This is a genomic window from Stenotrophomonas sp. YJH_SMC_127 (assembly GCF_059372445.1).
Map to the genome: position 1 here is coordinate 95,577 of NZ_JCAFVO010000007.1, position 26,053 is coordinate 121,629.

At 67.9% G+C, this 26,053-nt stretch carries 23 protein-coding genes; 16 read left to right on the top strand and 7 right to left on the bottom strand.

Going from position 1 to position 26,053, the window contains the following annotated elements; genetic code table 11:
- Positions 1 to 91: 91 nt before the first annotated feature.
- Positions 92 to 2,362 (top strand): TonB-dependent receptor, encoded by a 2,271-nt coding sequence (locus tag AC5QAB_RS16045; RefSeq protein ID WP_046427638.1) that lies wholly within the window; start codon positions 92 to 94, stop codon positions 2,360 to 2,362.
- A 171-nt stretch (positions 2,363 to 2,533) separates the two neighbouring features.
- Here AC5QAB_RS16045 and AC5QAB_RS16050 read toward each other — a convergent pair whose 3' ends face one another.
- Positions 2,534 to 3,373, bottom strand: a complete 840-nt coding sequence (locus AC5QAB_RS16050; protein WP_100450846.1) for an acid phosphatase — start codon at positions 3,371 to 3,373, stop codon at positions 2,534 to 2,536.
- A 258-nt stretch (positions 3,374 to 3,631) separates the two neighbouring features.
- On the opposite strand from AC5QAB_RS16050, the gene AC5QAB_RS16055 reads away from it, so the two are divergent.
- Together AC5QAB_RS16055 and AC5QAB_RS16060 are read left to right on the top strand one after the other, a co-directional pair.
- Positions 3,632 to 4,510 (top strand): hypothetical protein, encoded by an 879-nt coding sequence (locus tag AC5QAB_RS16055; RefSeq protein ID WP_197561773.1) that lies wholly within the window; start codon positions 3,632 to 3,634, stop codon positions 4,508 to 4,510.
- Between the two features lie 11 nt (positions 4,511 to 4,521).
- The gene (locus tag AC5QAB_RS16060; RefSeq protein ID WP_046427650.1) at positions 4,522 to 5,724 is read left to right on the top strand and encodes a DUF4785 domain-containing protein; all 1,203 of its coding nucleotides are present in this window, start codon (positions 4,522 to 4,524) and stop codon (positions 5,722 to 5,724) included.
- 130 nt (positions 5,725 to 5,854) lie between these two features.
- Here AC5QAB_RS16060 and AC5QAB_RS16065 read toward each other — a convergent pair whose 3' ends face one another.
- Positions 5,855 to 6,676, bottom strand: a complete 822-nt coding sequence (locus AC5QAB_RS16065; RefSeq protein WP_032962356.1) for an ABC transporter ATP-binding protein — start codon at positions 6,674 to 6,676, stop codon at positions 5,855 to 5,857.
- 151 nt (positions 6,677 to 6,827) lie between these two features.
- On the opposite strand from AC5QAB_RS16065, the gene AC5QAB_RS16070 reads away from it, so the two are divergent.
- The 5 genes from AC5QAB_RS16070 (at position 6,828) to AC5QAB_RS16090 (ending at position 11,974) form a co-directional block, all read left to right on the top strand.
- The gene (locus AC5QAB_RS16070) at positions 6,828 to 8,030 is read left to right on the top strand and encodes a DesA family fatty acid desaturase (RefSeq protein ID WP_014645436.1); all 1,203 of its coding nucleotides are present in this window, start codon (positions 6,828 to 6,830) and stop codon (positions 8,028 to 8,030) included.
- The gene (locus tag AC5QAB_RS16075; protein WP_014645437.1) at positions 8,027 to 8,359 is read left to right on the top strand and encodes an EF-hand domain-containing protein; all 333 of its coding nucleotides are present in this window, start codon (positions 8,027 to 8,029) and stop codon (positions 8,357 to 8,359) included. The genes AC5QAB_RS16070 and AC5QAB_RS16075 overlap by 4 nt, the downstream gene beginning before the upstream one ends.
- 198 nt (positions 8,360 to 8,557) lie before the next feature.
- Entirely contained in the window at positions 8,558 to 9,376 is an 819-nt protein-coding gene (locus tag AC5QAB_RS16080) for a hypothetical protein (protein ID WP_197561774.1), read from the top strand.
- 76 nt (positions 9,377 to 9,452) lie between these two features.
- Positions 9,453 to 10,265 (top strand): bifunctional DNA-formamidopyrimidine glycosylase/DNA-(apurinic or apyrimidinic site) lyase, encoded by an 813-nt coding sequence (mutM, locus tag AC5QAB_RS16085; RefSeq protein ID WP_014645439.1) that lies wholly within the window; start codon positions 9,453 to 9,455, stop codon positions 10,263 to 10,265.
- 104 nt (positions 10,266 to 10,369) lie between these two features.
- On the top strand, positions 10,370 to 11,974 hold the full coding sequence (locus AC5QAB_RS16090) for an OpgD/OpgG family glucan biosynthesis protein (RefSeq protein WP_046427647.1): 1,605 nt from the start codon (positions 10,370 to 10,372) through the stop codon (positions 11,972 to 11,974).
- A gap of 531 nt (positions 11,975 to 12,505) precedes the next feature.
- Here the strand turns inward: AC5QAB_RS16090 and AC5QAB_RS16095 are convergent.
- The 3 genes from AC5QAB_RS16095 to AC5QAB_RS16105 form a co-directional block, all read right to left on the bottom strand.
- Positions 12,506 to 13,126: a thymidine kinase gene (locus AC5QAB_RS16095; protein ID WP_024958734.1), complete on the bottom strand. Its 621-nt coding sequence runs from the start codon at positions 13,124 to 13,126 to the stop codon at positions 12,506 to 12,508.
- Between the two features lie 9 nt (positions 13,127 to 13,135).
- A complete protein-coding gene (locus AC5QAB_RS16100; RefSeq protein WP_014645442.1) occupies positions 13,136 to 13,705 on the bottom strand; it encodes an SEL1-like repeat protein in 570 nt (189 codons plus the stop codon).
- A 198-nt stretch (positions 13,706 to 13,903) separates the two neighbouring features.
- On the bottom strand, positions 13,904 to 14,575 hold the full coding sequence (locus AC5QAB_RS16105; RefSeq protein ID WP_197562168.1) for an SEL1-like repeat protein: 672 nt from the start codon (positions 14,573 to 14,575) through the stop codon (positions 13,904 to 13,906).
- Between the two features lie 99 nt (positions 14,576 to 14,674).
- Here AC5QAB_RS16105 and AC5QAB_RS16110 point away from each other — a divergent pair, with 99 nt between their 5' ends.
- Together AC5QAB_RS16110 and AC5QAB_RS16115 are read left to right on the top strand one after the other, a co-directional pair.
- The gene (locus AC5QAB_RS16110; protein WP_053496055.1) at positions 14,675 to 16,651 is read left to right on the top strand and encodes a UvrD-helicase domain-containing protein; all 1,977 of its coding nucleotides are present in this window, start codon (positions 14,675 to 14,677) and stop codon (positions 16,649 to 16,651) included.
- 84 nt (positions 16,652 to 16,735) lie between these two features.
- Complete coding sequence (locus tag AC5QAB_RS16115) at positions 16,736 to 17,260, top strand: GNAT family N-acetyltransferase (RefSeq protein WP_111205507.1); 525 nt, start codon at positions 16,736 to 16,738, stop codon at positions 17,258 to 17,260.
- A 131-nt stretch (positions 17,261 to 17,391) separates the two neighbouring features.
- Here the strand turns inward: AC5QAB_RS16115 and AC5QAB_RS16120 are convergent, their stop codons facing one another.
- Positions 17,392 to 18,042 (bottom strand): DUF480 domain-containing protein, encoded by a 651-nt coding sequence (locus tag AC5QAB_RS16120; RefSeq protein WP_197561590.1) that lies wholly within the window; start codon positions 18,040 to 18,042, stop codon positions 17,392 to 17,394.
- A 101-nt stretch (positions 18,043 to 18,143) separates the two neighbouring features.
- On the opposite strand from AC5QAB_RS16120, the gene AC5QAB_RS16125 reads away from it, so the two are divergent.
- The 5 genes from AC5QAB_RS16125 (at position 18,144) to plsB (ending at position 24,735) form a co-directional block, all read left to right on the top strand.
- A complete protein-coding gene (locus AC5QAB_RS16125; RefSeq protein ID WP_197561591.1) occupies positions 18,144 to 19,067 on the top strand; it encodes a 5'-nucleotidase, lipoprotein e(P4) family in 924 nt (307 codons plus the stop codon).
- Positions 19,064 to 19,789 (top strand): orotidine-5'-phosphate decarboxylase, encoded by a 726-nt coding sequence (gene pyrF / locus AC5QAB_RS16130; RefSeq protein WP_032962374.1) that lies wholly within the window; start codon positions 19,064 to 19,066, stop codon positions 19,787 to 19,789. The genes AC5QAB_RS16125 and pyrF overlap by 4 nt, the downstream gene beginning before the upstream one ends.
- Before the next feature lie 212 nt (positions 19,790 to 20,001).
- Positions 20,002 to 20,829, top strand: coding sequence for a S1 family peptidase (locus AC5QAB_RS16135; protein WP_495233494.1), 828 nt, complete (start codon positions 20,002 to 20,004; stop codon positions 20,827 to 20,829).
- Between the two features lie 316 nt (positions 20,830 to 21,145).
- On the top strand, positions 21,146 to 22,099 hold the full coding sequence (locus AC5QAB_RS16140; RefSeq protein WP_014645453.1) for a hypothetical protein: 954 nt from the start codon (positions 21,146 to 21,148) through the stop codon (positions 22,097 to 22,099).
- On the top strand, positions 22,099 to 24,735 hold the full coding sequence (plsB, locus tag AC5QAB_RS16145; RefSeq protein ID WP_032962379.1) for a glycerol-3-phosphate 1-O-acyltransferase PlsB: 2,637 nt from the start codon (positions 22,099 to 22,101) through the stop codon (positions 24,733 to 24,735). The genes AC5QAB_RS16140 and plsB overlap by 1 nt, the downstream gene beginning before the upstream one ends.
- An 88-nt stretch (positions 24,736 to 24,823) precedes the next feature.
- Here plsB and AC5QAB_RS16150 read toward each other — a convergent pair whose 3' ends face one another.
- Entirely contained in the window at positions 24,824 to 25,027 is a 204-nt protein-coding gene (locus AC5QAB_RS16150) for a YdcH family protein (protein WP_032962381.1), read from the bottom strand.
- Between the two features lie 91 nt (positions 25,028 to 25,118).
- Between AC5QAB_RS16150 and ttcA the strand changes: the two genes are divergently transcribed.
- Positions 25,119 to 26,039, top strand: a complete 921-nt coding sequence (gene ttcA, locus AC5QAB_RS16155) for a tRNA 2-thiocytidine(32) synthetase TtcA (protein ID WP_197561592.1) — start codon at positions 25,119 to 25,121, stop codon at positions 26,037 to 26,039.
- Positions 26,040 to 26,053: the final 14 nt, after the last annotated feature.

Genomic DNA, 26,053 nt, shown 5'->3' on the forward strand with positions numbered 1-26,053 from the left:
ATGAACGGCGGGCATTTGCGGCGTAGGTGCTGTATTGCAACAATTATCTGGTAGCGCCGTTTTACCACCCCTCCAAACACAGCCTACCGCCATGTCCCCGACCCGCACTTCCCGTGGCCGATTCCCGGTCGCGCGCCCCCTCGTTGCCGCTCTTTCCGCCCTGCTGCCGCTGGTAGCAGCCGCCCAGGAAACCCCCGCTGCCAAGGATCCGGTTGCCCTCGACGCCCTGCAGGTGACCGCGCAGCGCCGTGTCGAGAACGCCAAGGACGTGCCGGTCGCGCTCTCCGCGATCCAGGGCGAGAAGCTGGATGTGCTCGGTTCGGCCGGCGATGACATCCGTTTCCTGGCCGCACGCGTGCCCAGCCTCAACATCGAGTCGTCCTACGGCCGTGCCTTCCCGCGCTTCTACATCCGCGGCCTGGGCAACACCGACTTCGACCTCAATGCGTCGCAGCCGGTTTCGCTGGTGTACGACGACGTGGTGCAGGAAAGCCCGCTGCTGAAGGGCTTCCCGCTGTTCGACCTGGCCAACGTGGAAGTGCTGCGTGGTCCGCAGGGCACGCTGTTCGGCCGCAACACCCCGGCCGGCGTGGTCAAGTTCGATTCGGCGCGTCCGTCGCAGGATGCCGATGGCTACATCCGCGTCGGCTACGGCAGCTACAACAGCTGGAACGTACAGGGCGCCTACGGCGGCCCGCTGACCGATCGCTGGTCGGCACGCGTCTCGGCGATCTACCAGCGCCGCGATGACTGGGTCGACAACACCCGCGTCGGCGCTCCCAACAGTGGCTTCGAAGGCTATGACGAAGCCGCCGGCCGCGTGCAGTTCCTGTACGAAGGCGATGACTTCGAAGCGCTGTTCAACCTGCACAAGCGCAAGCTCAATGGCACCGCCCGCCTGTTCCGCGCCAACATCATCGAGAAGGGTGGCAACTCGCTGGTCGAGAACTTCGACCGCGACAAGGTGGCCAACGACGGCGTCAACTTCTCCGACCTGAAGACCTGGGGTGGCAGCGCGCGCCTGCAGTGGAACCTCGGCTCGGTGACGCTGCACTCGATCACCGGCTACGAAACCGCCGAATCGCTCAACCGCGGTGACATCGACGGTGGCTACGGCGCGGCGTTCCTTGGCGCCGGCAACTACGGCCCCGGCCTGATTCCGTTCTCGTCGGAGTCGGCTGACGGCCTGCCGCATCACCGCCAGTGGACGCAGGAAGTCCGCATCGAGTCCAACGAGTGGGGCCGCTTCGACTGGCAGGCCGGCGTCTTCTACTTCGATGAAGACGTGACCATCAACAACTTCAACTACGACTCGCTGGCCCCGGGCAATCCGCAGACCGGCCACGTGGTGCAGAACCAGCGCAACAAGGCCTGGGCGGTGTTCGCCTCGGGTGACTTCGATGTCACCGACCGCTTCAAGCTGCGTGCCGGCGTGCGCTACACCCAGGACAAGAAGGACTTCAGCGCCAGCGTGCTGCAGGCCGTTCCGTTCGGCACCCCGGTCAGTGGCCCGTACCTGGCCAACACCGACGTCAACGACGTCAGCTGGGATGTCAGCGGCGTCTACAAGCTGACCGACGACATCAACGCCTATGCCCGCGTGGCCAAGGGCTTCCGCGCGCCGTCGATCCAGGGCCGCCTGGCCTTCGCGCCAGGCCTGTCGCAGGCCGATTCGGAGAAGGTGATCTCGTACGAGGCCGGCATCAAGGCCGACCTGTTCGAGCGCCGCGCGCGCCTGGGCCTGAGCGTGTTCCGCTACAACGTCGATGGCCAGCAGCTGATCGCGGTGGGCGGCAGCAACAACACCGCCACCCTGCTCAACGCCGACAAGACCATCGGCCAGGGCGTCGAGCTGGACCTGGAGGCCTACCTGGCCGACAACGTCCTGCTGACCTTCGGCAGCAGCTACAACGACACCGAGATCAAGGACAAGAACCTGGCGGTGGCGATCTGCGGCGGTGGCTGCACCATCACCGACCCGACCACGGTGATCAACGGCCAGACCTATGCGCTGGTGAACGGCAACCCGCTGCCGCAGGCGCCGAAGTGGATCCACAACGCGACCCTGCGCGTGGGCTTCCCGCTCAGCGATGGCAGCGAGCTGTACGCCTACACCGACTGGGCCTACCGCAGTGCGGTGAACTTCTTCATCTACGAGTCGCCGGAATTCCGCGGCCGTAGTTCGCTGGAAGGCGGCCTGCGCCTGGGCTACAACTGGGATTACGGCCAGTACGACGTGGCGGTGTTCGGTCGCAACCTGACCAACCAGACCCGCGTGGTCGGCGCGATCGACTTCAACAACCTGACCGGCTTCCTCAACGAGCCGCGTACCTGGGGCGTGGAGTTCACCGCGAAGTTCTGATGCGGTGGCTGCGTTGATGCAATGCAGAAGGGCCGGCGCAATGCCGGCCCTTCTGCTGTGCGGGGTCAGAGCCCTTCCCTGCGGAAAGGGATCCGACCCCGATGGGGTCGGCATTCCGCGCCGGGGTCAGATCCCTTTCCGCAGGGAAGGGCTCTGACCCCGGACCATCACTTACAGCGCGCTCTGCGGGCGGATCTTCAACACCGCATTCTCGGTGGCGCAGTCGCGGCTGGAGTGCCGACCGGCCTTGCGCGCCGCCTCGATCTCCTTGCGTGCGGCCAGCAGGTCCTTGTTGAAGGCAGCGTTGTCATGCAGGCGGGCCACGGCGGCCGCGCCCATGAAGCGGCCTTCGAGGATGTCGCTCTGCCAGTGCACGTTGCACACCAGGCGGCTCTCGCCGTAGTTGCGGCCGCGGGCCTGGATGGCATCGGCGCGGTCCGGCGCGATCTCCGACAGGATCAGGGCCCAGGCCCAGCCGATCGAGGTGTGGCCGGACGGATAGGAACCGTTCTTGCGCAGGCCGTCCTCGTCCTTCGGCGAGCAGGTCGGCTCACCGTTGACCATGAACGGGCGCGGGCGCTGGTAGTGGTTCTTGGCCGCCTTGGTGGCGGCGCTGGCGTCGATCCGGCTGCGCTCCAGCAGTCGGTACAGCGCCGGGGTCTTCACTGCATCGACGTCGATGTCGGCGGCGCAGGAGAAGTGGTTGGCGCCTTCGGGGAAGCCGAGTTCCGCATCGACGCCGGCCTGGGCGAAGCGCGGGCTGCCACGCAGCGCGCGGGCTTCACGGCTGACCTGTTCGTCCAGGGCGAGGGCGGCCGAACCGGCCGCCGGTGGTGCCGGCACCAGGTCCAGGCTGGCCGGAACCGCGCTCGTGTCCAGATAGCCCACCGCCTTGGTGGTGATGTTGGCTTCGACGGCGGTCGGCTTGCTGGCGGTGGCTGCGCAGCCAGCCAGGACCGCGACAACGGTGAGACCGAGCAGTGGGCGGGCGGTGTGGGAAATCAGCGACATGGACGGCTCCAGAGGAAAAACATCGCGTCATGATCGCAGCCCGTATGCGACACCGCAGTGGCCATCGGTCATACGGCCAGACCCGGCATGGTCATCGGGGCAGTATGAAAAACGTCATCGAGTGTCGTCAGTCTCCTGAATCCGGGCGCAGCGCACGGACTTTCACGCGCCTGCGCCGCGAGCATCGACACAACGGGGTCGAGAGGCCGTCCAGTTCCAGCCGGGTCGGGGGGATCCACTGACAGAGGGAGAGAAGCGATGCGCAGCACCGCAACAGGAAGTACCGTCCTGGCCCTGCTCCTCGGGCTGGCAACCGCCCCGGCGCAGGCCGCCGACGTGGTCGGCGTGGCCTTCGTGCATGGCACCGGCGCGCAGACCAATGCCACCCAGGACTACTGGCAGCCGGCGATCATCGACACCGTGCGCCAGGGTCTGCCGAACAGCAGCAACTACGTCGTCATCAACTGTGACTTCACCCAGTACATGTGGAAACCGGAAGCGGCCGGTTGCCTGGCCAACCAGCTGACCGGCTTCATCGACAGCCGTGGCATCACCCAGCTGGTGGTGATCACCCACTCCAACGGCGGCAATGTGATGCGCTGGATCCTGTCCAACCCGACCTACGACAGCCGCTATCCGAAGATCATCCGCACGGTGCGCAAGGTCAATGCACTGGCTCCGTCCTCGGCGGGCACGCCGCTGGCCGATGCGGTGCTCAACGGCAATACCTTCGAAACGTCGCTGGGCTGGCTGCTGGGCTACAAGAACGACGCGGTACGCCAGCAGCAGGTGGCGAGCATGGCCACCTACAACGCGCAGAACCTGTACGGCACGGCCGGTCGCCCGGCGCTGCCCAAACCGTTCCGTGCGGTGGTCGGCAGCGATGTGGAATCGGCGGTGTGGGACAGCAACAGCTACTGCGGTGGCTACGCCGCCAATGTCGGCCTGGAGTTCACCCAGAGCTGGCTGTCGTCCTGCTCCGATGGCTTCCTGGAGTGCAGCAGCCAGAAGGCTGCCGGCACCACCTGGTTCACCGACAAGGCACGCACCCAGGGCGCCGAACCACTCAGCCACAACCAGAGCCGGCGCGAGTGCTTCGGCCTCGGCACCCTGCTGCGCAACGACCTGAACCAGTGAGGGAGATGACCATGACGAACCATTCCACCCTGCTGGCCAGTGCTTTGCTGGCCGTGCTGTCCCTTTCCGCAGCGCAGGCCGCGCAGCCGCTGCAGGCCGCCCGCGCGGGCGATCAGGTGCCTGCCGCACTGGTGGCCGCGCCGCTGCCCGCCGATGAAAGCGAGCACGCGCCGCTGTCCTTTGCCTGGGCGCTGGACCCGGCACAACCGCTGCAGGCGGCCACGCCGTATGCCTCGGTCAGCCGCAGCTACTGGCAGCAGGTCGATGGCACGCAGCTGCAACGCGGCCTGGACCTGCCGCTGACGGCGCCCGATGCGGTGATACAGCTGAGCCCGGCCGCAGGTGCCCGCGCGCTGCCGGCCAACACCCTGCAGGTGCGCGACCCGGCCGGCCGCAGCAGCGTGGCCCGCAGTGTCGATGCGCGCGCGCTGCAGGATGCCGGCATGCCGGTGAGTGATGGCAGCAGCATGCTGCGCACCGGCGCGACCAGTTCGGCCGGTGCGTACACGCTGCAGAGCACGCAGGCGCAGGGCCGCTATGTGGTGCAGGTGCTTGAGCCGAACAGCCCGCTGCGGCTGGAAGTGCAGGCCAACCAGGCGCAGGTGCTGGCTGGTGGCAACGTGCAGCTGCAGGCACGCCTGCTGGAAGACGGCGCCACCACCGCGCAGCTGGCATCGCGCCGTGGCGGCCTGGGCGGTGAAGCCCTGCTGGTCGCACCGGATGGCCGCAGCTGGCCGCAGCGCCTGCTGCGCACCACCGACGGCAGCCTGCGCGCGCAGGTGCGCATCCCCGCCGATCTCGGCAGCGTGCAGGGGCTGTGGGAACTGCAGGTGTTCGCCCAGGCCGATGGCGTGCTGCGCGACGGCAAGGTGGCTTTCGCGGTGGCACGGCCGACCGCGCGCTTCAGTGGCCAGGCGGCACCGGACCCGTCCAGCCGCCAGGTGGCACTGCCGCTGCAGGTGGCCGCCGCTGGCCGCTACGAAGCACGCGGCACGCTGTACGCCACGGCCCGCGATGGCCAGTTGAAGCCGGTCGCGCAGGCACATGCGGCGGCGTGGTTCGATGGCCCCGGTGCAGGCCAGCTGGTGCTGCCGTTCGACCAGGCCGCATTGCCGGCCGGTTTCGGTGCGCCGTACGAACTGCGCGACCTGCAGCTGCAGGACCAGAGCCGGATGGCACCGATCGAGTCGCGCGCGCTGGCGTTGCGGTTCTGAGCACGGCGGTGGCGGGCCGGGATATCCGGCCCGCTGCATTGCATCCTGTAGAGCCGAGCCGATGCCCGGCTGCTGTTTGTCGTGATCAGGAGCAGCCGAGCATCGGCTCGGCTCTGCAGTGGCATGTCGATCACCCCGCGTACGCGGTCAGCCGGCCTTCCTGCTCGCATACGGTGATCGCGCCGCCGAACACCGCCGACAGCGGTTCGTTGCGCAGCAGCTCGGCGCGGGTGCCGTCGGCCAGTACGCGACCATCGCGCAGCAGCACCACGCGCTCGATCTCGGGAATGATCTCTTCGATGTGGTGGGTCACCAGCACCAGGGTGATGCCCTGCTGCGCCAGCACCCGCATGGTCGCCACCAGCTGCTCGCGGGCGACCAGGTCCAGCCCGGTGGAGGGTTCGTCCAGCAGCAGTGCCTGCGGTCGATTGACCAGCGCGCGGGCGATCAGCACGCGGCGGGTCTCGCCGGCCGACAGCTCGGCATAGGCGCGCTCGCGCAGCGTCAGGGCGCCGGTCATCGCCAGCGTTTCACCGACGCGTGCACGCATGTCGGCGGTCACCTCGCGGAAGGCCGGCACCACGTAGCTGGCGAAGAAGCCGGACAGCACCGCCTGTTCCACGGTCAGGCCGGGCATGTCGGCCAGGTTGCTGCTGAGGTCGCCGGTGACGATGCCCAGCTGCGAGCGCAGCCGGTCCACCTGCCAGCGGTTCTGGCCCAGCACCTTCACCGCCACCGTGCCGTCGCCCTGCGCCAGTGGATACAGTTCGCGGGTGATCAGCTTGATGAAGGTGGATTTGCCGCAGCCGTTGGGGCCGAGCAGGGCGGTGTGCTGGCCCTGCGCGATGCGCAGGCTGAGCCCGTGCAGCACCTTCACCTGGCCGCGCACCACGGTGGCGCGGTCCAGTTCGATCAAGGGGGGCAGCTCCGCGACGGGCGGGGCGGCGGTCATGGCGCTGGCGCGTGGATCAAGGCTCGACAACTCAGGTCCCCAACTGTGAACGGTGCCACGGATGGCGATGCGATACATCGCCGCAGGGATGCAGTTTGCAACGCAAGCGGCCATCATGTCTGCCATCCCCGCGTCGATCCGGAGAGCCGTCATGCCTGATGCCCTGATGTCCCTGTTGACCGGTGGTGTGCTCGGCCTGGGGTGGTGGGCCATGCTGGCAGTGCTGCTGGTCTTCACCCAGATCACCATCTTCTCGGTGACCCTGTACCTGCACCGCAGCCAGGCCCATCGCGGGGTCGATTTCCACCCGGCGCTGGCCCACGTGTTCCGTTTCTGGCTGTGGCTGACCACCTCGATGATCACCCGCGAGTGGGTGGCCATCCATCGCAAGCACCACGCCAAGGTGGAGACCGAGGACGACCCGCACAGCCCGGTCACCCGCGGCATCGGCAGGGTGTTCTGGCACGGCGTGGAGCTGTACCGGGAGGCACGCGGCATGCGCGCGGACATCGAACAGTACGGGCGCGGTACCCCGGACGATGCGATCGAGCGCCACCTGTATACCCCGCACGCCACGCTGGGCCCGGTGCTGCTGCTGGTGATCAACAGCGTGCTGTTCGGCCTGCCCGGCGTGGCCCTGTGGGCGATCCAGATGGCATGGATCCCGTTCTGGGCGGCCGGCGTGGTCAACGGCCTGGGCCACTGGTGGGGCTACCGCAACTACGAGTCTGCCGATACCTCCACCAATCTCACGCCGTGGGGGTTCTGGATCGGTGGCGAGGAGCTGCACAACAACCACCATGCCTTCCCCAGCTCGGCGCGCTTCGCGATGCGGCGCTGGGAATTCGACATCGGCTGGAGTGCGATCCGCCTGCTGCAGGCGCTGCGCCTGGCCAAGGTGCTGCGGGTGGCACCGGCCATGGACGTGCGTCCGAACATCGCCGTGCCCGATGCCGAGACCCTGAAGGCGCTGCTGTCGCACCGCTTCCAGGCGATGACCGACTACCAGCGCAATGTGTTCATGCCGGCCCTGCGCGAGGAAGCCGCCCAGGCCGGAGCCAAGCTGCGCCGCCTGCTGCCGCGCCGGCTGCGCCGTGGACTGGTCAACGATGGTCGCTGGCTGAAGCCGGACAGCCGTGCCCAGCTCAGCGCATGGGTGGCACAGCGCCCGCGCATCCGCACCCTGGTCGAGTACCGCGCGCGGCTGGCGGCGTTGCTGGAAGCCCGAGGCCACGACGCCGCCGAGCGCCTGCACCAGTTGCAGGCGTGGTGCCGCGAGGCCGAGGAAAGCGGTATCGCGGCGTTGCAGGCCTACGCCGCACGCTTGAAGGGCTACAGCCTGGTGGGCGCGTGAGGGCAGGGTACGGGCTTCTGCTGGCGGCGCTGCTGCCGGGCGCGGCGCTGGCCCAGGTCACCGACACCGCCAGCTATCTGCAGCGGATGGACAGCGATGGCGACGGCAGGGTCAGCGAGGCCGAGTACGTGCAGTGGATGCTGTATGCCTTCGACCGCATGGACCGCAACGGTGATGGTGTGCTGACGGCCGAGGAGCTGCCCGGTGGCAAGGGCAGGGCGATCAGCCGCGAGCAGCAGCGGCAGGTGATCGTGCAGCGCTTCCACAAGCAGGATGCCAACGGTGATGGTTTCCTGGATGCGCGCGAACTGGCGGCGCCTCCGCGCTAAAGATTCCCGGCGTGCTGCCGATGGTGGGTTCGACGCGATCCCGGGTACCGGTCGATCCGCACGGGTAAGGCGATCTGGCATGTCGACCGCGATGGATCGCGGTAGGGGGAAGGACATGGAAGGGAGTGCGGTGCCATTGCGATGATCGATGCCGAACGGAATCGCCTGCACTGGCCCGACACGACCCAAGGATCCCCCATGAAATCGAACCCACCCCTGCTGGCGGCCGCGCTGCTCGGCAGCCTCGTCATCGCCTCGCCTGTGCTGGCCAATGAGCCACCCCCGACCGCCCCGTCCGACACGGCGACGGCTGCAGACGTTCCCGCCGCTGATGCTGGCGTTGTCGCCGCCGTGGCGGAGCTGCCTGCCTGGGAAAGCCGGGTGCCGGTGAGCGTAAAGCTGCAGATGGGCGCGGATGGCCAGCCAGTCGGCGACAAGACGCTGCGCCTGGTGCAGCGTTCCACCACCGGCAAGCTGGTGGCCGCGCAGGTTGCCGTGTCATTGTTTTCCGGCACGCTCGGCGGCAGCTCGTTCAAGAAGGACCAGCTGAAGGGAACCCGGGTGGAGACCGTTCCGAACCCGGCCTTCGGTTACCTGCAGGACCAGGTGCGCATGCGCCTGGCCGAGTACTTCACCGCGCATCCGGGCGCCGTGCCGGCAGAGGTACGGCCGGTGCAGATCACCGCCGATGGCTTCACCCTGATCTACAAGGAACTGGGCGATGCCGATACCCAGTACGAGCTGCGCCAGACCCAGCACGTCGGCTTCCCGTATACCCGCAAGCTGTTGCGCCTGGTCGGTGGCGAAGGCGTGCAGTGCCAGGTCGACGCACCGGTGGCCGCACCCCTGGAAGCCTGGCAGGCCGACGACTATGCGTTGGTCAAGCAGACGGCCGAGCGCTACAGCGACCAGTGCCTGGCCCGGTTCGTGGAAACGCTGCCGTCGCTGTTCCCGGACCGTCCCGCCGCTGCGGCACCGGTTCCGGCGGAGCCTGTGCGCGCCGGCCAGGGCGCCTGACACCGGTCGATGCCGGGGATCATTCCCCGGCATCGACGGCCAGGTGCCGGCCGCAGAGCGGGGATAGAATCCCTGCATGCCTGAACTGCCCGAAGTCGAAACCACCCGCCGCGGCCTGGCGCCGCACCTGCAGGGCCGCCGCGTGCATGGCGTGATCCTGCGCCGCGCCGACCTGCGCTGGCCGATTCCACCGGAAGTGGCCGAGCTGCTGCCGGGGCAGCGCATCGAGGACATCCGCCGGCGCGCCAAGTACCTGCTGCTGGATACCGCCATCGGCAGCGCGGTGCTGCACCTGGGCATGTCCGGCAGCCTGCGCGTGCTGCCCGGTGACACACCGCTGCGCGCCCACGACCATGTGGATATCAGTCTGGACAACGGCCGCCTGCTGCGCTTCAACGACCCGCGCCGATTCGGCAGCCTGCTCTGGCAGCCCGCCGGTGAGATCCACCCGCTGCTGCAGGGGCTGGGCCCGGAGCCACTGGACGAGGGATTCGACGGCGACTACCTGTTTGCGCGCAGCCGTGGCCGCAGTGCGCCGGTGAAGACCTTCCTGATGGACCAGGCGGTGGTGGTGGGCGTGGGCAACATCTACGCCGCCGAGAGCCTGTTCAAGGCCGGCATCAGTCCGCTGCGCGAGGCTGGGAAGATCTCGCGCGAACGCTACCAGCGGCTGGCCGACGCGGTGAAGGAGATCCTGGGCTATGCCATCACCCGTGGCGGCACCACCCTGCGCGATTTCATCAGCCCCGATGGCGCGCCGGGCTACTTCGAACAGGAACTGCTGGTGTACGGCCGTGACGGGCTGCCCTGCCCGAACTGTGGCCGCGCGCTGAAGCACGCCACCATCGGCCAGCGCGCCAGCGTCTGGTGCAGCCACTGCCAGCGCTGAGCCGCTGCCAGCGGCAGCTGAACGGGCAGGGCGCGTCTCCGCTGCCCGTTAACGTTTGTCTGCCTATGATGGCCGACCTTCCTCCCTGTGCCTGACGCGCCTGCATGCAACGACGCGACTTCATCCGCAATGCCTCCCTCGCCCTGGCTGCATTCGGCCTGCCGTCCCTGCCCGCGTGCGCGGCCAGCAGGAGCGGCCAGATGGGCCTGCGCCGCCTCGGCCAGCCGCAACCGTTCGACTTCGCCACCCTGAAGGGCCAGGCGCGCGCGCTGGCGCAGGCGCCCTACAAGAGCCACAAGCGGGTGCTGCCGGGCCGTCTGGAAGGACTGGACTGGGACCAGTACCAGTCGATCGGCTACCGCCAGGACCATGCGCTGTGGGCCGACCAGCCCGGCAAGTTCCAGGCCAAGTTCTTCCACCTGGGCCTGTACTTCCATTCGCCGGTGCGCATGTTCGACGTGGTCGACGGCAAGGCGCAGGAGCTGGCCTATGACGGCGCGGCGTTCAACTACGGCAAGAGCGGCATCAAGGATGGCGAGCTGCCGGCCGACCTCGGCTTCGCCGGCTTCCGCCTGAACACCCGCAAGGACACTGACCGCGACTTCGCCGCCTTCCTCGGCGCCAGCTACTTCCGCGCGGTAGGCAAGGAAGGCCAGTACGGCCAGTCCGCGCGCGGCCTGGCGATCGACACCGGGATGGGCAAGCCGGAGGAATTCCCGGATTTCATCGCCTACTACCTGGAACAGCCATCGGCTGATTCGGACACGATCGTGGTCTACGGCCTGCTGGATTCACCCAGCGTGGCTGGCGCCTATCGCTTCGCGATCACCAATGGCGACGTGCTGCTGATGGACATCGACAGCGCGCTGTACCCGCGCAAGCCGATCGAGCGGCTCGGCATCGCACCGTGCACCAGCATGTACCAGGTGGGCGAGAACGACCGCCGCATGGCATGGGACTGGCGCCCGGAGATCCACGATACCGATGGCCTGTCGCTGTGGACCGGCGCTGGCGAATGGATCTGGCGGCCGCTGCTGAACCCGCGCAACCTGCGCTTCAACATGTTCGTGGACCGCAACCCGCGCGGCTTCGGCCTGCTGCAGCGCGACCGCAATTTCGACCATTACCAGGACGACGGCGTGTTCTACGAGAAGCGCCCGTGCCTGTGGGTGGAGCCGAAGGGCGAATGGGGCGAGGGCTCGGTGCAGCTGGTGGAGATTCCCACCGTGGACGAGACGTTCGACAACATCGTGGCGTTCTGGAACCCGAAGGATAAGCCGCAGCCGGGCCAGGAGCTGCTGGTCGGCTACCGCCTGTACTGGGGCGCCGAACCGCCGGCGCGCCCGCCGCTGGCGCACTGCGTGGCCAGCCGCACCGGCCTGGGCGGTGTGGTCGGCAAGAAGCGCGAGTACTTCAGCTGGCGCTTCGCGGTGGACTTCGAAGGGGGCGAGCTGGCCAGCCTGATCGACAAGGGTGAGGTCGAGGCGGTGGTGGAAGCCAGCCGTGGCCGGGTCGAGATCGTGTCGGCGCGCCCGCTGCGCGAGATCAACGGCTATCGCGCGATGTTCGACCTGGTGCCCCCGGAAGGCAGTACCGAGCAGATCGACATCCGCCTGTTCCTGCGCAGTGGCGGCAAGACGCTTACGGAAACCTGGCTGTACCAGTACACCCCGCCGCCGGCGGGTGCGCCGGAGCGCACGCTGTACTAAGAGGGGGTTGGGTTTGCAGGGCTTGCAGCCCTGCACCTGCAGAGGCCAGAGCAACAGCAACAGCCGAAGCAGAAGCTGGTTTCCTGAGGGTAGGCGGGGTGGGTCCGGTGGCGGGAGACGCCGTAAACCCGTCCCTGGGGGCTTGGTCGCGGCATCCATGCCGCGAACACTCCCGCCACCGGACCCACCCCGCCTTCGACAGATCGCCGCGATCTGTCCGAGCACGGGGTCGGATCCCGTTGCTGCGCAACGGGCTCTGACCCCAGATGAATTTCGATAGATGAATTTCGATATCTGACAGATGTGTCGACCAAGGTCGACACCTACCAACAGCCGCGGCCAACTGTCAGAGGTGGGGCGGTGTCGGAGTGCGGGGTGTCAGCCGCATGGATGCGGCTGACAAGCTTACAGGGACGTACTTGCAGCGTCCCCGCACTCCGACACCGCCCCGCCATCCCACGGAATGCCCGCTGTTGCCGTTGCTGTTGTCTCTGCAGGTGCAGGGCTGCAAGCCCTGCAAAAGAACACCCCTTACAGCGGCAGCGGCGCCTGCGCCGGGTCGATCCGCCCTTCGCCGCGGGTGATCTTCTTGAACTCCGCACGGCTGACCGACACGTAGCGGTCGTTGCCACCGATCTCCACCTGCGGGCCATCCTGCACGGCGTGGCCATGCTCGTCCACGCGCACGGTCATGGTCGCCTTCTTGCCGCTGTGGCAGATGGTCTTGATCTCCTGCATCTCGTCGGCCCAGGCCAGCAGGTACTGGCTGCCTTCGAACAGCTCGCCGCGGAAGTCGGTACGCAGGCCGTAGCACAGCACCGGAATTCGCAGCTGGTCGACTACCTCGCTGAGCTGCCAGACCTGGGCCCGGGTCAGGAACTGCGCCTCGTCCACCAGCACGCAGCCCATCGGCCCGTTCGTCGCCAGATCCTGCTCCACCCAGCGCTGCAGGTCGGTATCGCGGTCGAAGGCCATGCCATCGGCGCGCAGGCCGATCCGCGAGGCGACCACGCCGGCGCCGGCGCGGTCGTCCAGGCGCGGGGTCAGGATCGCCACCCGCATGCCGCGCTCGCGGTAGTTGTGTGCGCTCTGCAGCAGAGTGGTGGTCTTGCCGGCGTTCATCGCCGAGTAGTAGAAGTAGAGCTTGGCCATCGGGCAATTCTAGTCGCCCCCCGGCCCGCCGTCGCGGATCTGCTGCGGCGCACCGATCTCGATGCTGGGCGCAAGCGCTGGCCGCCAGTAGTTGTCCTGCAGGCACCAGTAGTCGGCGGCCTTCCAGTAGTCGTTGTCGTAGACGATGTTGCCTGGCGTTGCGATGCCCTGCTCGTCGCCGCGGCGCTGCACGACGACCAGGGCCGAGCTCACGTAGCCGACGCGGCTGCCGGTGATCTGCCGGCGCCCGTCGCTGAGCGCCCGTTCCATGCGGGGCTTGGCTACGCGGTCGCCATAGTCGGCGTATACCTGTTGGCCGCGCTCGATCGCCTGTGCCTGCTGCAGCGGATCAAGGCGTGCCCAGTAGTGTTCCCGCAGGACCAGGAAGTCGTGGTACATGCGCTCGGCGGCCAGGTCCATCCAGATGTAGGCCATCACCGGGTCCGGCGCAGTGCCGATACCCTCCTGGTACAGCCTTGCCACCATTGCCTGGGAGAACTTGTCGGCGTAGCGTGCCGAGCGTTTGTAGTAGACCAGGGCCCTGGCGGGCTGTTTATCCTGTTCGGCCCGTTGGGCCATGCTTCGCCAGAAGAGGTCCGGGTGCGAATCGAAAAACCCTCCGGTCAGGACGGTGGGCGGAATCCGTCGCGGGGCCTCAACCGGACATTCCTTTGCGGCGACGGCAGCGGCCGTCGACAGAAGCAGCAACAGGCAGAGTGGAGCGTGTTTCGCCTTCATGATGGCCCTCCTGGCCATGGCCATGGAAAAAAACCAACGTCATCGCCCCGACTTCGCCAACGCCTCGTCCTGCCATTGCCGGTAGGCCACCGGATCCCAGTAACGGGCCAGCTGGTGCTTCTCCGGTTGCAGCACGCGCGGCCCGGCATCGCCGCGGCCCTGGCTGCGCATGGCGCCGCTCCAGCCGGCGCGGCTGCCGGTCTGCTGCATGCTGCCGGCGCGCAGTTCGCGTTCCAGCCGCGGTGTGGCGGCGGGGTCACCGAACTCGGCGTACAGCGCGCGGCCCTCGCGCACCGCGCGCTCGCGTTCGTCGGCGGACAGCGCCTCCCAGAAGCGTTCGCGCTGCACCACCAGCCACTCGGTGCCGCGCTCGGCCGCCAGGTCCATCCACGCGTAGCCCAGGGCGCGGTCAGCCGGGCCGCCTTGCCCGTTCCAGAGCATGTCGGCCAGCGCTGCCTGTGACAGCTTGTCGCCGTAGCGCGCGGCATTGCGGAAGTCGATGCGGGCTTCTTCGTGGCGGCCCCGTTCGCGGGCCTGCATGCCGAGCCCACGGAAGCGCAGGTCCGGATGGTAGACGAGGAACTCGTGCGACTGCAGCACGATCGCTTCATAGGCATCCGTGCGCGGCGGCGGGCCGGACCCGGCCGCAGGCTGGGCCAGCAGGCCGAGCAGGGCGGCCGCAAGCGGACGGGCGATGACAGTCGGGGACATGGACCACGCTCCTGTGTTCCGGTGCCGATTCAATACCTTACGGGCGGGCGCCATGCAAGTCAGGTGGGCCTGCCGGCACCCCGCTACAATCCTGTCCCCATGCACGGTCTGAATCCTCCCCAAGCTGCCGCGGTCCTGCACGTCGAAGGCCCGTTGCTGGTGCTCGCCGGCGCCGGCAGCGGCAAGACGCGCGTGATCGTGGAGAAGATTGCCCACCTGATCGGCTGTGGCCGCTACCCGGCCCGCCGCATCGCCGCGATCACCTTCACCAACAAGTCGGCCAAGGAAATGCGCGAGCGCGTGGCCAAGCGCCTGCGCGAGCAGGACGCCGACGAGGTGACCATCTGTACCTTCCATGCGCTGGGCCTGAAGTTCCTGCAGATCGAACATGCCGCCGTGGGCCTGAAGCGCGGTTTCTCGATCTTCGATGCCGATGATGCCGCCGCGCAGATCAAGGACCTGATGTACGGCGCCAAGCCCGATGACATCGAGGACATGAAGAACCTGGTGTCGCGCGCGAAGAACGCTGGCCTGTCGCCCGAACAGGCGATGGCCGCCGCGCGCAGCAACCGCGAGAAGGAAGCGGCCAGCGTCTACGAGCGCTACCAGCTGCGGCTGACCGCGTTCAATGCGGTCGACTTCGACGACCTGATCCGCCTGCCGGTGCAGATCCTGGAAGAGAACCCGGAGATCGCGCTGGCCTGGCGCGAACGCATCGGCTACCTGCTGGTGGACGAATGCCAGGACACCAACGACGCACAGTACCGCCTGCTCAAGCAGCTGGCCGGCGAGAAGGGCAATTTCACCTGCGTGGGCGACGATGACCAGTCGATCTACGCCTGGCGCGGCGCCAACCCGGAAAACCTGCAGCAGATGGGGCGTGATTACCCCGCGCTGGAAATCATCAAGCTGGAGCAGAACTACCGCTGCTCCAACCGCGTGCTGCGTGCGGCCAATGCGCTGATCGCCAACAACCCGCATGAGCACCTGAAGAAGCTGTGGAGCGACCAGGCCGACGGCGAACGCATCCGTGTTTGGGAATGCCGCAACAGCGAACATGAAGCGGAGAAGGTCGCCGCCGAGATCGCCTTCGTGGCGCAATCGCGCAACGTGCCGTGGAGTGACTTCTGCATCCTGTTCCGCGGCAACTTCCAGTCGCGCCCGCTGGAAAAGGCGATGCAGCTACTGCGCATTCCCTATCACCTGACCGGCGGCACCATGTTCCTGGAGCGCCAGGAAGTGAAGGACACGCTGGCCTGGCTGCGCCTGCTGGTGAACCCGGACGACGACACCGCGTTCATGCGTGCGGTGCAGTCACCCAAGCGCGATGTCGGTGCCGGCACGCTGGCCAGGCTGGCCGAACTGGCGCAGGAGAAAGACATGCCGATGGCGCAGGCCGCCGAGGCGATCGGCGCCCTGCAGCAGTTGCCGCCGCGTGCGGCCAACAGCCTGGCGCGTTTCACCGACATCCTGCGCGACCTGCGTGCGCAGATGCGCCAGGTCAGTTCCGGCGACATGATCCGCAAGGTGGCCAAGGAGTCCGGCCTGCTCAGCGAACTTCGCCAGCAGGCCAAGGAAGAAGCCAGTTACCAGCGCCGTGCCAACAACATCGAGGAACTGGCGCAGTGGTTCGAGGGCGGCCCGCGCGGTGCCACTGCGGCCGACCTGGCCGGACAGCTGGCGCTGCTGTCGCGCAGCGACAAGGACGAGGGCGGCAACCAGGTGCGCATGATGACCATGCATGCCTCCAAGGGCCTGGAGTTCCCGTACGTGTTCATCGTCGGCTGCGAGGACGGCGTGCTGCCGCACCAGGTCAGCCTGGACGAGGGCAACCTGCAGGAAGAACGTCGCCTGCTGTACGTGGGCATCACCCGCGCCAAGATCCAGCTGTGGATGAGTTACAGCAAGCTCACGCGCAAGTTTGGCGAGCACGTGCGGCTGAAGCCGAGCCGGTTCTTCGATGAGATCCCGGCCGAGGAGATCCAGCGCGATGGTGCGGACCCGGTGGCCGATGCGGCGCGGAAGAAGGAGCGGGCGAGTGCCGGGTTGGCGGCGATCGAGGCGTTGTTCGATTGACCGGGGCCGGACCGCTTCCCGATGGGAAGGGATCCGATCCCAGCTCACGGCTCTACAATCGGTTTTTCCATTGGAGGTCTGCGCGTGCATCCGATTGAAAGTGAACGCCTGCGCCTGCGTGCGATCGAACCTGATCGCGATGCGGAGCCGATGCTGGCGCTGTTGAACGATCCGGGTTTCCTGCGCTTCATCGGCGACCGTGATGTGCGCAGTGAGGCGCAGGCGCGGGAGTACATCGCGCTGCGGGTACTGCACAGCTATGCGTTGAACGGGTTCGGCATGTATGCCATCGAGCGCTTGTCCGATGGTGCCTGGCTGGGCAACGCCGGGCTGGTGCGGCGTGATGGCCTGCCGGGGCCGGATATCGGCTATGCGGTGCTTTCGGAATTTGCCGGGCAGGGCTATGCCGGCGAGGCGGCGCGGGCGGTGTTCGCGCATGCACGCGGAGCGCTGGGCCTGCACGATCTGTATGGCATCACCGACCTGGACAACGTGGTGTCCGGAAAGATCCTGCTGGGCCTGGGCATGCAGGAACGCGGGGTGATCCAGCTGCCGGGCGTGGACAGCCCGAGCCGGCTGTATGCCACGCCGGGCGCGGCCGAGGTTTGATCATGGTGGGTGCCGACCGTTGGTCGGCACCGCATCGGCAGGACATCCGGTAGTGCCGGCCGCTGGCCGGCAACCCGGGATAGCACTGGGGTCAGAGCCCGCCTTGCGGGATCCGACCCCAGTAGATTGCTTCAGACGCGCAGTTCGGCCAGCTGTGCCTGCAGTTCGGCCACGGCCGCTTCCAGCTGGGCCACGCGCTCGGCCAGGCCCGGTTCGGCCGCATCGCTGCTGCCGCTGCTGCCGGCGTACTTCGCCGCCAGCGCCGCGCCATCCACTTCACCGCACAGCAGGTGCATGTAGCGGTCTTCGCGCTGCCCACTGGCACGCGGCAGCACCACCAGCAGCGCGCGCTGCTGCAGGCGCTCGATGGCGTGGCGGGCTTCGTCGGCGTCGGCGAAGCGGTACAGGCGCTCGCTGCGCGTGATCAGTTCGCCCAGGGTCTGCGGCCCACGCAGCAGCAGCAGCGCCAGCAGCACGGTCTGCTGCCGGGTCAGGTCCAGCGCGGCCTGCAGGCGGTGTTCGTAGCGATCGGCGCGCGAGGAGAAGTGCTGGCGGGCCAGGCCCAACGCCTCCAGCTGGCGCAGCGCGTGCTGCACGCTGCCAGCGTCCACGTTCATCACCGGCTCGCGCGCGGTCTTCTGGTTGGCCGCCGATTGGGCGGCGTTGACCGTCAGCGGGTAGGTGTCCGGGGTGGTCGCCTCCTTCTCCACCAGGCAGCCCAGCAGGCGGGCCTGCACGGCGTCGAGCAGGGGGACGTCAGGGGTCTGGGCGGAATCGGTCATGGCGGCCTCCGGAAGGGCAACGGGTCAACCGCCAAGCATAGCCGTCCCGGGGCCGGCTTTGCCGGTAAAATGCGCCGGTATATCTGATTGCCGGTGAATCCATGCGTCGTCCCGTTTCCCTGTCCCTGATCCTGCTCGCCACTGCGGCGTGGGGCCTGTCCGCCTGCAAGCGCGTGGAGGCGCCCGCCGCCGAAGCCGCGGCCCCGCAGGCGCCCGCTGCCGCCGCCAAGGCCGACGGCGCGCTCGATGCCACCGCCAACGACAACCTCAACGCAGTGCTGTGGATGCAGCGCGCGCAGGAGTACAGGGCGATCACCGAGCAGACCTACCGCGCCGCCGCCGACCACCTGGATGCGGCGTTGAAGGAAGCCCACTGGGATGCGCTGGTGCCGGAAGAGCGCGGCAACGACGCCAAGGGCCTGAAGCCGGCCGTGGTGCTGGACGTGGACGAGACCGTGCTGGACAACTCGCCCTACCAGGCGCGCCTGGTGCGCGACGGCAAGGAATACGACGAACTGACCTGGGACCAGTGGGTAGCCGAAAAGAAGGCCAAGGCGATCCCGGGCGTGGTCGACTTCGCCAAGGCCGCCAATGCCAAGGGCGTGACCCTGCTCTACATCTCCAACCGCGCCGTGCACCTGAAGGACGCGACCCTGGCCAACCTGCGCGAGCAGGGCCTGCCGGTGGCCGACGACAGCGTGTTCCTTGGCCTGGGCACGGTGGTGCCGGGCTGCGAGCAGGCCGGCAGCGAGAAGAACTGCCGCCGCCGCCTGGCAGGGCAGAAGTACCGCGTGCTGATGCAGTTCGGCGACCAGCTGGGTGACTTCGTCGAAGTGACCGCCAACACCAACGACGGCCGTGACGCGCTGCTGCAGCAGTACCACGACTGGTTCGGCGAGCGCTGGTGGATGCTGCCGAACCCGACCTACGGCGGCTTCGAGCCGGCGCAGTTCAACAACGACTACAGCCAGTCGCGCCAGGCCCGCCACGACGCCAAGCGCGCCGCCCTGGACTACGCCCCGTGAGCCGCGCACCGCTGCCGTTGCGCGCCGATGAGCGCCTGATCTTCGCGCTGGACGTGCCTGATCGCGTGCAGGCACTGGACTGGGTCGATCGCCTTGGTGACAGCGTGGCGTTCTACAAGATCGGCATGGAACTGCTCGCCTCCGGCGAGTACTTCCAGGTGCTGGACGAGCTGGCCCGCCGCGACAAGCGCGTGTTCGTCGACCTGAAGTTCTTCGACATCCCGGCGACCGCTGCAGCGGTGATCAAGCGCCTGTCGCAGTGGCCGGTCAGCTACGCCACCATCCATGGCTGGCACCCGGCGATGATGGAGGCCTGCGCGGCCGCCAACAGCAGCGACATGCGCCTGCTGGCGGTGACCGTGCTGACCTCGATGGGGCGCGCCGATCTGGCGCAGATGGGCGTCGACCGCGAGCCGGTGGACGTGGTGGTCGAACGCGCGTTGGCCGCCCAGGCAGCGGGCGTCGATGGCGTGATCGCCTCGGGCCAGGAGGCTGCACCGATCCGCGCCGCGACCGGTAGCGGGTTCTCGATCGTCTGTCCGGGCATCCGTCCCGGTGGTCCGGTCGGCGATGACCAGAAGCGCACCGTTGGCGTGGCCCAGGCCTTCGCCGATGGCGCCGACGCCATCGTGGTCGGACGCCCGATCCGCCTGGCGGCTGATCCGCAGGCCGCTGCGCGGGCAATCCAGCAGGAAATCGCGTCGGCTCTGGCTGCACGCTGAGCCCACCGCTGACGCCGGTCACGCCGGCACCACGAACGCCATTCCGATCCATGCGGGATGGCGTTCGCAATTGTTGGCCTGCGACTGTCGCAGGCAGCGCATTGCACCGAAACTGTGCGCGCGTTCGCGCTGCAGGCTTCATCCCTGCTCCCCAATCGATGCACCGGCACGGACCGCGGCCGCGCCGGTTCCAACCATTGATAGAGGAGTACATGGATATGTATCGCAGCACCTCTTTGTTCATCGGCCTGTTGTTGGCCGCGTCCGCCGTACCCGCCTTCGCTGCGCCACAGGTGCGCGAAGCACCGCGCATCATCGGCGGTGAAGCAGCGCCGGCTGGGGAGTACCCGTTCATGGTCAGCATCCAGGGCATCTTCGACGGCGATTCGGATCATGACCGCCACTTCTGCGGGGGCACCCTCATCTCGCCCTCGTGGGTGCTGACCGCCGCGCACTGCATGCAGGGGGAAGCGCCGGGCGGCATCGCCATCGTCGGCAACGCGGCGGCCCTGTCCACCGAAGCCTCGCCCCGCGCCTCCAACGTCAAGGCGATCCACGTCCATCCGGCATTCAACAGCGGCAACTCGCTGGAGCACGACGTGGCCCTGATCCAGCTCAACGCCCCCCTGGACGGTGCACAGCCGGTGGCGCTGCGGCTGCGGCCCGACGCCAGTTATCTCAAGCCGGGTCGCGAATTCACCGTGATCGGCTGGGGCGACACCGACATCGGCGATGGCCGGGTCTACCCGACCCAGCTGCAGACCGTGCAGGTGCCGTTCGTGGCATTCGATGAATGCCAGCAGGCTTACGGCGGGGAACTGTCGCGCGGCAAGGTGATCTGCGCCGGCCGCGAGGGCATCGACAGCTGCCAGGGGGACTCCGGCGGGCCGCTGCTGCTGCGCCTGCGAGAGGGCTGGACCCAGTTCGGCATCGTCAGCTGGGGCGAGGGCTGCGCGCTGGCCGGCTATCCGGGGATTTATGCCCGAATCGCCGAAAAACACGCCGTAGATTTCATTGAATCCGTCTGGCAGCACGATTGATTCAATAAAATCAAATGCATACATGGCATTACGTGAAGTGTTGCCTTAACTTGAAGGGCAGCGTAGGATCGCCGCCATCCGGTCCTCGGACCGGACATGTGCCACAACACTGTCCTCCGGCCCCGTGCCGGTTTGAAGAGCCTGTGATCCCCGTTATCCGGGCTCTTTTTTTATCCCGCTGGTGGTTCTGGGGTCAGATCCCTTCTGCCTGCCGGCAGAAGGGATCTGACCCCCTTGGTTGGAAACGTGACCGCACGGCTTGCCGCTGTCACGTCGCAGGCCGCAAGATGCGGGCCGGTCCGGGGAGTCCGAGTGCATGAGCGTGGCGGTGCGAGGAAGGTCTGCGCGTGGATGGGGGTTGGCGGCCATGCTGCTGCTGGCCGTGGCGGCATGCCGCGAGTCTGTGAACGATCCGGCCAGGCCGGCGGCCGAGCCGGTGGCTGCGGTGCAGGCGATGGCGTTGCGCCTGGCCGAAGATGATCTGGTCGGCTACGCAAAGCTGTCGGTACCGCCAGGCCAGTATCAGCGGCTGCAGCAGGCCTGGGCGGAGGGACACAGCCAGTGGCCGCTGACCGAGCTGCCGCTGGGGGACCAGCTGCTGCCGATGCTGGCCGCGCTGCGCAAGCCCGATGCCAGCACCGAACTGCAGCGCAGCTTCGACCGCCAGCTGGCCGGCCAGGCCAGCGCCGTGCGCCAGGCCGCGCAGTCGATGGGCAATTTCGGGGTGCAGTACCTGCGCCATCAGAAGGGCTACACGCCCGGCCAGCAGGCCCATTACATCGCCCTGGTCGAAACCCTTGCTGTCTGGGCGCAGGGCGCGCCGATCAGTGACCGCGCCCGTGCACGCAGCACCATCGCCGCGCTGGTCGGCGCGGCCGGCAAGGTCGGCTTCGATGACGAGGCTGGCCTGCAGGCGGCTGGCATGGAGGGCAGCCTGCAGCAGCTGGCGCCGTTCATCCACACCCTCAAGGCGGTGCTTGGCAGCTACGGGCTGGGCGTGGATGACGCGCTTCGCAGCGTACGGGGCGAGCTGCTCTCGGTGGAAGGCGACAATGCGCTGGTACGCCTGCACTACGACCTGGCCGGCCGCGAGATGAGCCTGCAGCTGCCACTGAGCCGGCGCGAGGGCCACTGGTACCTGACCCGTACCCTGGCCGACACCGACGCGCTGCTGCGCAAGGCCGACGCGGCCCGCGCGGCTGCGTCGCCGGCAGCCGCTGAAGCCCCCGCCGAAGGTGGGGAAGCGGCAACGCCGCCGCCTAAGCCATAATGGCGCCGATGTCGAAACAGAACCCGCTGCCGTTCCCCGGCGAAGAATCCCAGTCGACGCCCGCCGATACGGTGCCGGCGTCCCCCTCGACCGGTACCGGCCCGAACCCGGTACCGCCGCCCGCGCACGCGCGTCCGGCCGGCCGCCGCCCGCTGTGGGCTCGCCTGCTCGGCCGCCTGGTCGAGCCGTGGCTGTCGCTGAAGATCGAACCGGAAGACCCGGGCCAGTACAACGATGGCCGCCCGGTCATGTACGTGCTGGAAGACTACGGCCTGTCCAACGCGCTGATCCTGGACAAGGCCTGCCGCCAGGCCGGCCTGCCGTCGCCGCTGGTGCCGCTGGCCGGTGACCCGACCGGCCGCAAGCGCGCCTACCTGGCGCTGTCGCGGCGCAGCTCCAGCAACTCGCTGATTCCCGAGCAGCGCGGCGCCAAGACCCACTCCGACTCGCTGGCCAAGGTCCTGCAGGCGCACCGCGTGCGCGATGACCTGGACGTGCACCTGGTGCCGGTGTCGATCTTCGTCGGCCGCGCCCCGGACAAGCAGAGCGGTTGGTTCGCGGTGCTGTTCTCGGAAAACTGGGCACTGGTCGGCCGCTTCCGTCGCCTGCTGGCGGTGCTGCTCAACGGCCGCAGCACCATCGTCCGCTTCGCCCCGCCGATCTCCCTGCGCAACACCGTGGATGAAGGCCTGGAGCCGGAGCGCACGGTGCGCAAGCTGCAGCGCGTGCTGCGTACGCACTTCCGACGCATCCGTGAATCGGTGATCGGCCCCGACCTGTCGACCCGGCGCCTGCTGGTGGATCAGGTGCTGGCCGCCGAGCCGGTACGCGAAGCGATCGCCGCACAGGCCAAGCGCGACAACTCAAAGCCGGCCGATGCCTGGAAGAAGGCACACGCCTACGCCTGGGAAATCGCTGCGGACTATTCCAGCCCGGTAGTGCGCTCGGCCAGCTTCATGCTCAGCCACGTGTGGAACCGCATCTATGCGGGCGTGCTGGTGCACCACCTGGACAAGTTCAAGGCCGCCGCGCCGGGGCACGAAGTGGTCTACGTGCCCAGCCACCGCAGCCACATGGACTACCTGCTGCTGTCCTACCTGCTGTACGACCGTGGCATCGTGCCGCCGCACATCGTGGCCGGCATCAACCTGAACCTGCCGGTGGTCGGCACCCTGCTGCGCAAGGGCGGTGCATTCTTCATCCGCCGCTCGATCCGTGGCAACGCGCTGTACTCGGCGGTGCTCAGCGAATACGTCGCGCAGCTGGTGGCCGGCGGCTACTCGCTGGAGTACTTCGTCGAAGGCGGCCGCTCGCGTACCGGCCGGCTGCTGCAGCCCAAGGGCGGCATGATCTCGATGACGCTGCGCGCGTTCCTGCGCCAGCCGCGCAAGCCGGTGCTGTTCCAGCCGATCTACATCGGCTACGAGAAGCTGATGGAAGGCGGCAGCTACCTGGACGAACTGTCCGGCCGGCCGAAGGAAAAGGAATCGATCTGGTCGCTGCTGTGGGGCATCCCCAAGGTGCTCAAGCAGAACTATGGCCAGGTGGTGGTGAACTTCGGCGAGCCGATCGCGCTGAACGACGTGCTGGCCGAGAAGGCGCCGGAGTGGAAGGGCGAGGCGGTGTCCGAGGACGAAAAGCCGGCCTGGCTGTCGACCACGGTGGACACGCTGGCCGAACGCATCCAGGTGCGCATCAATGGCGCCGCCGACGTCAACCCGATCAACCTGCTGGCGCTGGCCCTGCTGTCCACGCCGAAGCACGCGATGGGCGAGGCCGACCTGATCGCGCAGATCGAACTGTGCAAGACCCTGCTGGTCGAGATGCCGTACTCGGACCGGGTGACGGTGACGCCGCACTCGCCGGAGCGGATCATCGCCCACGCCGAGGAAATCAACGTCCTCACCCGCATCAAGCACCCGCTGGGCGATGTGCTCAGCGTCAGCGGCGACACCGCAGTGCTGCTGAGCTACTTCCGCAACAACGTGGTGCACCTGTTCACCGCCTCGTCGTGGGTGGCCTGCTGCTTCCAGAACAACCGCCGCATGAGCCGCACCGGCCTGGTCCAGCTGGGCCGTACGGTGTACCCGTTCCTCCAGGCCGAGCTGTTCCTGCCGTGGAGCGAGGACGAGTTCGCCCAGCGCATCGACCGGACCATCGATGTGTTCGTGCGCGAGGGCCTGCTGCAGAACGTCAACGATGACGACGGCGGCATCCTGGCGCGCAACACCGGGCAGACCGACGAGGTGTTCCGCCTGCGCGCGATCGGCCATTCGCTGCAGCAGGCGTTCGAGCGCTATTACATTGCCATCTCGGTGCTGGTGAAGAACGGCCCCGGCGTGCTCGGCGCTGCCGAGCTGGAAAGCCTGTGCCAGCAGGCCGCGCAGCGGCTGAGCCTGCTCTATGCGCCGGCCGCGCCGGAGTTCTTCGACAAGTCCCTGTTCCGTGGCTTCATCCAGAAGCTGCGCGAACTGCGCCTGGTGTGGCCGGACGAGAACAGCAAGCTGCTGTTCGACGAGCGCCTGGATGCCTGGGCCAAGGATGCCAAGTTCATCCTGGGCCGTGAGCTGCGCCACACCATCGAACGGGTCAGCCCGGAAGCGGCCCGCCCGGACGAGCCTGCGCCGCAGGATTGAAGGCAGCGCCGGGTCCTGCGGTGGGTGTGGACCTTGGTCCACACCTCCCAGCCGTGCCAACCAAGGTTGGCACCCACCAGGACGGTCTTTAGGCCGGCTCGTCGGGAATCTGCAGGCTTTCCAGCCTGGCGATGCAGTCCTTCAGCTGCAGCTTGCGCCGCTTCAGGCGCTTGGACTCCAGCTCGTCCTCGCCGTTGGCGGCCATGCGGGTGATCTGTTCATCCAGCAGGCGGTGCTCGGCGCGCAGGGCGACGAGGCGCTCGACGATCTCGGCGGGGCTGTAGGTGTCCACAGCCTCCGAGCATACACAGCGATGATGACCGCCGGGAGAGGGGAATCCCGATCCCCGGCCGGGGCGGCTCCGAGCCGTTAGAATGGAACCCATGAGTGCCGTGATTTCCCTTCCCGATCCCCCACCGCGCGCCGCCCGCGATCCGCGCGTGGCCGAGCGCGAGCAGCACAAGCTGGCCAAGCGCCTGCGCCGCCAGGTCGGCGAGGCGATTGCCGACTTCGGCATGATCGAGGCCGGCGACAAGGTCATGGTGTGCCTGTCCGGCGGCAAGGACAGCTACACCCTGCTGGACGTGCTGCTGCAGCTGCAGAAGAAGGCGCCAGTGCCGTTCGAGCTGGTGGCGGTGAACCTGGACCAGAAGCAGCCGGACTTCCCCGAGCACGTGCTGCCGGAATACCTGGCAGGCCTGGGCGTGCCGTACCACATCATCGAGCAGGACACCTATTCGGTGGTCAGCCGGGTCATCCCGGAAGGCAAGACCATGTGTTCGCTGTGCTCGCGCCTGCGTCGTGGCGCGCTGTACAACTACGCCGAGATCCACGGCTTCACCAAGATCGCGCTGGGCCACCACCGCGACGACATGGTGGCCACGTTCTTCATGAACCTGTTCCACCACGCCAAGCTGTCGGGCATGCCGCCGAAGCTGCGCAGCGACGACGGCAGGCACGTGGTGATCCGGCCGCTGGCCTACGTGCGCGAGAGTGACATCGTCGAGTACGCGCAGGCACGCCGGTTCCCGATCATTCCCTGCAACCTGTGCGGCAGCCAGGAGAACCTGCAGCGCCGCCAGGTCGGCCTGATGCTGAAGCAATGGGAAAAGGACCACCCGGGCCGCATCGAGCAGATCGCGCGCGCCATGGGTGAAGTCCGGCCCTCGCAGCTGGCCGACACCACCCTGTTCGACTTCATGGCGCTAGGCCGTCGCGACGACGCGCCGCTGCCCGACGCCCATGCCTGGCTGGCCGGCTCCCCGGCCGACGCCGACGCAGATCCCGAGACGCCCACCGTTTAAGGTCGGGCGCCCTT

Excerpts from the sequence above, each read along its gene's own strand:
- AC5QAB_RS16045 (WP_046427638.1), top strand. The coding sequence starts at position 92 with ATGTCCCCGACCCGCACTTCCCGTGGCCGATTCCCGGTCGCGCGCCCC.
- AC5QAB_RS16050 (WP_100450846.1), bottom strand. The coding sequence starts at position 3,373 with ATGTCGCTGATTTCCCACACCGCCCGCCCACTGCTCGGTCTCACCGTT.
- AC5QAB_RS16055 (WP_197561773.1), top strand. The coding sequence starts at position 3,632 with ATGCGCAGCACCGCAACAGGAAGTACCGTCCTGGCCCTGCTCCTCGGG.
- AC5QAB_RS16060 (WP_046427650.1), top strand. The coding sequence starts at position 4,522 with ATGACGAACCATTCCACCCTGCTGGCCAGTGCTTTGCTGGCCGTGCTG.
- AC5QAB_RS16065 (WP_032962356.1), bottom strand. The coding sequence starts at position 6,676 with ATGACCGCCGCCCCGCCCGTCGCGGAGCTGCCCCCCTTGATCGAACTG.
- AC5QAB_RS16070 (WP_014645436.1), top strand. The coding sequence starts at position 6,828 with ATGCCTGATGCCCTGATGTCCCTGTTGACCGGTGGTGTGCTCGGCCTG.
- AC5QAB_RS16080 (WP_197561774.1), top strand. The coding sequence starts at position 8,558 with ATGAAATCGAACCCACCCCTGCTGGCGGCCGCGCTGCTCGGCAGCCTC.
- mutM (WP_014645439.1), top strand. The coding sequence starts at position 9,453 with ATGCCTGAACTGCCCGAAGTCGAAACCACCCGCCGCGGCCTGGCGCCG.
- AC5QAB_RS16090 (WP_046427647.1), top strand. The coding sequence starts at position 10,370 with ATGCAACGACGCGACTTCATCCGCAATGCCTCCCTCGCCCTGGCTGCA.
- AC5QAB_RS16095 (WP_024958734.1), bottom strand. The coding sequence starts at position 13,126 with ATGGCCAAGCTCTACTTCTACTACTCGGCGATGAACGCCGGCAAGACC.
- AC5QAB_RS16100 (WP_014645442.1), bottom strand. The coding sequence starts at position 13,705 with ATGGCCCAACGGGCCGAACAGGATAAACAGCCCGCCAGGGCCCTGGTC.
- AC5QAB_RS16105 (WP_197562168.1), bottom strand. The coding sequence starts at position 14,575 with ATGTCCCCGACTGTCATCGCCCGTCCGCTTGCGGCCGCCCTGCTCGGC.
- AC5QAB_RS16110 (WP_053496055.1), top strand. The coding sequence starts at position 14,675 with ATGCACGGTCTGAATCCTCCCCAAGCTGCCGCGGTCCTGCACGTCGAA.
- AC5QAB_RS16120 (WP_197561590.1), bottom strand. The coding sequence starts at position 18,042 with ATGACCGATTCCGCCCAGACCCCTGACGTCCCCCTGCTCGACGCCGTG.
- AC5QAB_RS16125 (WP_197561591.1), top strand. The coding sequence starts at position 18,144 with ATGCGTCGTCCCGTTTCCCTGTCCCTGATCCTGCTCGCCACTGCGGCG.
- AC5QAB_RS16135 (WP_495233494.1), top strand. The coding sequence starts at position 20,002 with ATGGATATGTATCGCAGCACCTCTTTGTTCATCGGCCTGTTGTTGGCC.
- AC5QAB_RS16140 (WP_014645453.1), top strand. The coding sequence starts at position 21,146 with ATGAGCGTGGCGGTGCGAGGAAGGTCTGCGCGTGGATGGGGGTTGGCG.
- plsB (WP_032962379.1), top strand. The coding sequence starts at position 22,099 with ATGGCGCCGATGTCGAAACAGAACCCGCTGCCGTTCCCCGGCGAAGAA.
- ttcA (WP_197561592.1), top strand. The coding sequence starts at position 25,119 with ATGAGTGCCGTGATTTCCCTTCCCGATCCCCCACCGCGCGCCGCCCGC.